We start from the raw sequence: 6,237 nt of genomic DNA on the forward strand, positions 1-6,237 counted from the left end.
TCCGCGCTCGCCCGGGGCGAGGCGCCGCGCGTCTTCGAGGACGGCCGGCAGCGGCGGGACTTCGTGCACGTGCGGGACGTGGCCGCGGCGAACCTGGCCGCCCTGGAGGCGCCGAGCCGGGCCGGCGCGCTGACGGCGTACAACACCGGCAGCGGCGAGCCGCACACGGTGGGCGAGATGGCGCGTGCGCTGGCCGCCGCGTACGGCGGTCCCGAGCCCGTGGTCACCGGGGAGTTCCGGCTGGGCGACGTCCGGCACATCACCGCGGACTCGGCGCGGCTGCGGGCCGAACTGGGCTGGAAGCCACAGGTCGAATTCCAGGACGGCATGCGGGAGTTCGCGGGGGCCGGGCTGCGAGAGCCCTGAGCCGCCCGCGCGCCCGGCCCGCTACGGCACCGTGGGCAGCGTCACCTCGAAGCGGCATCCGCCGGGGATGTTGCGTACGGTGGCGTGCCCCTGGTGCGCTTCCACGATGCCCCGCACGATGGCCAGGCCCAGGCCCGCACCGGCCGGCGGGGTACGCGCGTGCGTGCCGCGCCAGCCGGTGTCGAAGACGCGCGGCAGGTCCTCCTCGGGGATGCCGCCGCAGCCGTCGGTCACGGACACCACGACCCCGTCCGCCGAGCGTTCGGCGGCCACCGCGACCGTGCCGTCGGCCGGGGTCCGCCGGATCGCGTTGACCAGGAGGTTCCCCAGGACGCGGCTCATCTCCTTGCCGTCGACCTCGACCGGCACGGCCTCCACGGCGTGGCCGACGAGCCGTACCCCGTGCTCGCGGGCGAGGGGGTCGGCACCCGCGAGGGCGTCGCCGATGAGGTCGTACAGGGACATGCGGGAAGGGGTGAGCGGGAGGGTTCCGGCGTGGATGCGGGAGAGTTCGAAGAGGTCGCCGACCATCTCGTTGAGGCGCTCGACCTCGGTGCGGATCTGCCGCAGATAGCGGCCGGGGTCGGCGGCGACCCCGTCCTCCAGCGCCTCCGACATGGCGCGCAGGCCCGCGAGAGGGGTGCGCAGGTCGTGCGAGATCCAGGCGACCAGTTCACGCCGGGAGGTCTCCAACGCGCGCTCGCGGTCGCGGGATTCGGCGAGTCGGGCACTGGTCGACGCCAGCTCGCGGCTCAGCGCGTCCAGTTCGGCGGTCGTCGGTCCCGCGGGGACGGCGAAGGCGCCGCCGTCACCGAACGAGCGGGCGGCGACGGCGAGTTCGCGGCTGCGGGCGACGACCCAGCGGCCGAGGAGCAGCGCGGTCGCGAGGGAGACCACGGCCGCCATCGCCACCACGGTCGTCACCACGGTGAGGTCGTGCGGGGACAGGAACATCGCCCAGGCGACGGCGAGGGTGCCCGCGAGCATCGCGACCACTCCGACCGCGGCGACCACGGCGAGCGAGGCGGTGAGCGAGCGACGCCGGATCGGGCGCAGCACGGCCGCTCCGACAAGTCCGGTGGCGCCCGCGCCGGCGAAGGCGTACAGGGCGATGAGGAGGGTGTCGCGCATGTCAGCCGGCCTCCTGGCCCTGGGGGTCGAAGCGGTAGCCGACGCCCCACACGGTCTGGATCAGGCGCGGGCGCGCCGGGTCGTCCTCGACCTTGCCGCGCAGTCTGCGCACGTGGACGGTGACGGTCGACAGGTCGCCGAAGTCCCATCCCCACACCTGCTGCATCAGGTCCTCGCGGCCGAACGCCCGTCCCGGATGCCGCAGGAAGAAGGCGAGGAGATCGAACTCGCGCAGGGTGAGGGCGAGTTCGGTGCCGTTCTTGGTGGCGCGGCGGGCGGCGGGGTCGACCGTCAGACCGGCCGCGCTCAGCGGGGGCGTCTCGGTGGCGGGCCGGGCGCGGCGCAGCACGGACTCCACCCGCAGGACCAGTTCGCGGGGGCTGAAGGGCTTGGTGACGTAGTCGTCGGCGCCCACCTCCAGGCCGAGGATGCGGTCGTCCTCGTCGCCGCGGGCGGTGAGCATGACGACCGGGACGGGCCCGTGGCCGCGCAGCCTGCGGCAGACCTCCAGGCCGTCCATGCCGGGCAGCATCAGGTCGAGCACCACCAGGTCGGGCCAGTGGGCGGCGGCGTGGGCCAGGGCGCCGGGGCCGTCGTCGGCCCGGTCGACGGTGTAGCCGGCCCGGTCGAGGTAGCCGGTGACGACCTCGGCGACCGTGGGGTCGTCGTCGACGACCAGGACGCGGGCTCCGGCGCCCGGCCGGGGCCCGGCGGTGGGTCCTGCCTGCGGAGACTCGAACGGCTGCTGCATGCCTCCAGCCTCGCACCACCGCGTCGCCGACGGGGGCCGCGGGCGTGCTCCCGGCGTCGACGTCCGCGTTTCGTAAGGAGCCGAAGTCCGGTTTGCCCGGTTCACGTTCGTAGGGTGAACGGCGTGACCATCTCACCATCGCCGCAGGACGGCGTCGATGTCGTCCTCCCCTGTCTCGACGAGGCCGAGGCCCTGCCCTGGGTCCTGGCCAGGATCCCGGCCGGCTGGCGCGCGCTCGTCGTCGACAACGGCTCCACCGACGGTTCGGCGGAGATCGCCCGGGGGCTCGGCGCGACCGTCGTCCACGAGCCGCGCCGGGGTTTCGGCGCGGCCTGCCATGCCGGACTGTCCGCCGCCACCGCCGAGGTGGTGTGCTTCTGCGACTGCGACGCCTCGCTCGACCCGGCCCTGCTGGAGCCGTTCGTGCGGGAGGTGCGCGCGGGCGGGGCCGATCTGGTGCTCGGCCGGCGGCGTCCGCACGGCCGCGGCAGCTGGCCCGCGCACGCCCGCGCCGGGAATCTCGCCCTGGCCCGGCTGCTGCGCCGCCGCACCGGTCTGCCCCTGCACGACCTGGGCCCGCTGCGGGCCGCCCGCCGCGAGGCACTGCTCGGCCTCGGCCTCACCGACCGGCGCAGCGGCTACCCCCTGGAGATGGTGGTGCGCGCGGCCGACGCGGGCTGGCGGATCACCGAGCACGACGTCCCCTACCTGCCCCGCACCGGCGCCTCGAAGGTCACCGGCACCTGGCGCGGCACCTGGCAGGCGGTACGGGACATGAGCCGCGTCCTGAACGAAGTTCCCGTCCGCGAAGGGATCCCACGGTGATCACACCGAAACCGGTTTCCGCACCGGCCCCGGTGACCACGCTCCTGGTCATCGCCAAGGAGCCGCTGCCCGGCCGGGTCAAGACCCGGCTCACCCCGCCGTTCGCGCCGGCGGAGGCGGCTGCCCTCGCGGAGGCATCCCTCGCGGACACCCTGCAAGCCGTCGCCGCCACCCCGGCCGCCCGGCGGGTCCTCGTGCTGGACGGCGCTCCCGGACCGTGGCTGCCGCCCGGCTTCGAGGTCGTCCCGCAGTGCGCGGGAGGTCTCGACGAGCGGCTGGCGGACGCCTTCGCCCGCTGTGAGGGGCCCGCGTTGCTCATCGGCATGGACACCCCGCAGGTGACGCCGGAGTTGCTGACGGTGGATCTCGCCGGCTGCGATGCCTGGTTCGGCCCCGCCGAGGACGGCGGCTTCTGGGCCCTGGGGCTCGCCGAGCCGGACCCCGCGCTGCTGCGGGGCGTCCCCATGTCGACGCCGTTCACCGGGGCCGTCCAGCGCGCGCGGCTCGTCGCCGCCGGGCTGCGGGTGCGCGATCTGCCGCGCCTGCGGGACGTCGACGACGCCTCCGACGCGCACGCCGTCGCCGCGCTGGCCCCGCACGGCCGGTTCGCCGCCCGGCTGGCCCGGTGTGCGGCGGCGTACCGATGAGGACGCGGGAGGCGACCGCCGCCCCCTGGGCCGCCGCCGACCCGTACGCCACCGCCCTGCGCGCCGGTCGCGGCCCGCTGTTCCTGCGCCGCGCGGACGGCTGGCTGCTGCCGCTGGAGGTGGAACGCTGGTGCGCGCGGGCCGACCGGGCCGACCTGGAGGTACTGGACCGGTGCGAGGGCACCGTCCTGGACGTGGGCTGCGGGCCGGGCCGGCTGGCCGCGGAACTCGCCGCCCGAGGCCGTACCGCGCTCGGGATAGACGTGAGCGAGGCGGCCGTCGAGCAGACCGTCCGGCTCGGCGGCCAGGCGCTCAGGCGCTCGGTCTTCGAGCCGCTGCCCGCCGAGGGCCGTTGGGGCACCGTCCTGCTCATGGACGGCAATGTCGGCATCGGCGGTGATCCGCGCGCCCTGCTCGACCGCGCGGCCCGGCTCCTCTCCCCCGGCGGGCTGCTCATCGCCGAGACCCTGCCGGTGGACGTCGACGAACGCGCCGAGGTGCAGGTCGTCGACGTCACCGAGGCCCACGGAGGTACCGGCGAGCCGTTCCCGTGGGCGCGGTTGGGCACCCCGGCCCTGTCCCGGTACGCGGACCGGGCGGGCTGGGCGGCCGTCGATCAGTGGGCGGCGGGCGGCCGTCGCTTCGTCGCCCTGCGCAGCCGCAGCGCGAGCAGCAGGGCGGAGGCGCCGAAGAGTACGGCGGTGATCAGCAGCCAGCGGGCCAGGAAGCCGTCGGCGGGGAGCCCGGTGGCCGAGCGGTAACGCCGGGAGACCGACCCGCTGATCAGCGGGAACCACACCAGCAGAAGCAGCCCGGACAGGGCGGCCGGGACCCGGACGTACAGGATCCACGCGCCGCGGCCGGCGGCGCGCAGCCCCCGTACCAGCGCCCGGTCCGCCGTCGCGTACAGCGGCAGCAGCACCAGGTCGTGCAGCAGTGCCGCCCCCACGAACCACAGGGCCACGCCGAACCAGTCGCCGTCGAGGAGCCGCACGCCCGCGTAGCCGGCCAGCGCGAACGAGCAGGCCAGGAGGAGGAGTTGGAGGGGGTTGCCGAGGATGATCCGTCGTCGCGTCGGCATCTTCACAGGTCTCCGAACGTCATCCGGGCCACCCACTTGGTGTTGAGCACGCCGGGTGCGGCGGGCACGATGACCCGTGCGGGGTGGCCGTGGTCGGGGGAGAGTTCCTCGCCGTTGACGTACAGGGCGAGCAGGGAGCGCGGGTCGGCAACCTGGTTGGCGCGCAGGGCGGCGTGCCGGAAGGCCCCGCGGCGCTGGAGGGACTCCACGAACACGTCGGGCGGGTCGTCGTGTCCGACGAGCGCGGCCAGGTCGCGCAGCCGTACGCCGCGCCACCACTGGTCGGACGTCGACCAGCCCTCGACGCAGGCGATGGGCAACGACGCGCTGTGCAGCGGGAGTCGCAGGAGGTCGTCCCGGCTGAGGCGGACTGTGCCCGTACGGCCGGTGACGACGAGCCGCCACGCCTCGCGGCTCGTCCAGGCCGTGCGGATGCCCGCGTACCGGGCCGTCTTGTTGATCTGGAAGCCGTTCGGCCCGGTGCCCGGGTCCGGTCCGCCGTGCGGTGCGAGCAGGGCCGTGCGGCGCAGCAGCCCGTCGGCGTTCTGCCCGGCCGTCGTCAGGAACAGGATCAGGGAGCCTCCGCCGACGAAGGCCAGCGCGCCGCGCCGAGAGACGGTCGGGGTGTCGGGCCGCGGGGAGACCAGCGTGTCCGGCTCGGCGGCCGGCGCCGCCGTCTCGGGAACGGTTTTCCGCGATGTCCGTAGGTCGTGCGTGCTCCCTTCGCGCAGGCCGCGCAGATTGCGCAGCGCCGCCGGTGTCTTCAGGGCGGCGTGAACGACGAAGGCGGCGAAGAACACCCACGCCCCGTAGAAGTGCAACGGATAGAAGGAGCCCGGGAAGACGTACTCCAGTTGCACGTTGAGCACTCCGGTCACGAACTCGAACAGCGCTCCCCCGACCAGGAGCAGCAGGGAGATCCGCTCCAGGGCGTGCGCGAGCGAGCGGGCCGGCGGCAGTGCGAACAGGCGCGGCACCACGGACCAGAGCTTGGCCAGCAGGACCGGGATCAGGGTGATGCCGAGGGTGACGTGGACGCCCTGGTTCAGCCGGTAGAGCCAGTGCGGGTTCGTCGGCCAGGCGAAGAGGTAGAAGCCGAGAATGCCCTTGTCCGGTGTCTTGTCGTTGACGGGCGCCAGATCCGGGTTGTAGGCCGCGTACGAGAGCAGGCCCGTCACGAACAGCACGGTGATGCCGACCAGCAGGACGAGGCCCAGCACCGAGGTGAACCAGGGGCCGCGCAAGGGGCTGCGCCAGAAACCGGGCGCGGAGGGAAGCCGTGGATCGTCTCGCATGCCCCGACCGTAGGCCCGCGCACCCCGCGGAACGGGTGCGCGACCCATGACGAAACGCTGACGTCCGGCGCCGCGGGCGGCCCGGCGCACGCCCCCCGGCCTAGCGTGCCGGTGTGACCCGCACCCCTCGCTCCCCCGAGC

General features: G+C 74.9%; 7 protein-coding genes. 4 read left to right on the plus strand and 3 right to left on the minus strand.

Going from position 1 to position 6,237, the window contains the following annotated elements; genetic code table 11:
• On the plus strand, positions 1 to 366 hold a 366-nt coding region (locus BZL64_RS33615; protein WP_143663382.1), incomplete at its 5' end, for an NAD-dependent epimerase/dehydratase family protein.
• 21 nt (positions 367 to 387) lie between these two features.
• On the opposite strand, the gene BZL64_RS33620 is transcribed toward BZL64_RS33615, so the two are convergent.
• Positions 388 to 1,497 (minus strand): sensor histidine kinase, encoded by a 1,110-nt coding sequence (locus tag BZL64_RS33620; RefSeq protein WP_086772886.1) that lies wholly within the window; start codon positions 1,495 to 1,497, stop codon positions 388 to 390.
• A 1-nt stretch (position 1,498) separates the two neighbouring features.
• Positions 1,499 to 2,248, minus strand: a complete 750-nt coding sequence (locus tag BZL64_RS33625) for a response regulator transcription factor (RefSeq protein WP_086772887.1) — start codon at positions 2,246 to 2,248, stop codon at positions 1,499 to 1,501.
• 114 nt (positions 2,249 to 2,362) lie between these two features.
• Here BZL64_RS33625 and BZL64_RS33630 point away from each other — a divergent pair, with 114 nt between their 5' ends.
• From BZL64_RS33630 to BZL64_RS33640, 3 genes are read left to right on the plus strand one after another with little or no spacing between them, the layout of a single operon-like run.
• Positions 2,363 to 3,073 carry a glycosyltransferase family 2 protein gene (locus BZL64_RS33630; RefSeq protein WP_086772888.1) on the plus strand — a complete coding sequence of 237 codons (711 nt, stop codon included), beginning with the start codon at positions 2,363 to 2,365 and terminating at the stop codon, positions 3,071 to 3,073.
• A gap of 32 nt (positions 3,074 to 3,105) precedes the next feature.
• Positions 3,106 to 3,720, plus strand: a complete 615-nt coding sequence (locus tag BZL64_RS33635) for a TIGR04282 family arsenosugar biosynthesis glycosyltransferase (protein WP_086772891.1) — start codon at positions 3,106 to 3,108, stop codon at positions 3,718 to 3,720.
• Complete coding sequence (locus tag BZL64_RS33640; protein ID WP_086772889.1) at positions 3,717 to 4,481, plus strand: class I SAM-dependent methyltransferase; 765 nt, start codon at positions 3,717 to 3,719, stop codon at positions 4,479 to 4,481. The genes BZL64_RS33635 and BZL64_RS33640 overlap by 4 nt, the downstream gene beginning before the upstream one ends.
• 322 nt (positions 4,482 to 4,803) lie before the next feature.
• Here the strand turns inward: BZL64_RS33640 and BZL64_RS33650 are convergent, their stop codons facing one another.
• The gene (locus BZL64_RS33650; RefSeq protein ID WP_086772890.1) at positions 4,804 to 6,096 is read right to left on the minus strand and encodes a molybdopterin-dependent oxidoreductase; all 1,293 of its coding nucleotides are present in this window, start codon (positions 6,094 to 6,096) and stop codon (positions 4,804 to 4,806) included.
• Positions 6,097 to 6,237 lie beyond the last annotated feature (141 nt).

This window comes from Streptomyces bobili, assembly GCF_002154575.1.
Classification (GTDB): Bacteria; Actinomycetota; Actinomycetes; order Streptomycetales; family Streptomycetaceae; genus Streptomyces; species Streptomyces bobili.

What these genes read in the sequence shown, in the direction of transcription:
- BZL64_RS33640 (WP_086772889.1), top strand. Translation starts at nt 3,717, where the DNA reads ATGAGGACGCGGGAGGCGACCGCCGCCCCCTGGGCCGCCGCCGACCCG.
- BZL64_RS33625 (WP_086772887.1), bottom strand. Translation starts at nt 2,248, where the DNA reads ATGCAGCAGCCGTTCGAGTCTCCGCAGGCAGGACCCACCGCCGGGCCC.
- BZL64_RS33620 (WP_086772886.1), bottom strand. Translation starts at nt 1,497, where the DNA reads ATGCGCGACACCCTCCTCATCGCCCTGTACGCCTTCGCCGGCGCGGGC.
- BZL64_RS33650 (WP_086772890.1), bottom strand. Translation starts at nt 6,096, where the DNA reads ATGCGAGACGATCCACGGCTTCCCTCCGCGCCCGGTTTCTGGCGCAGC.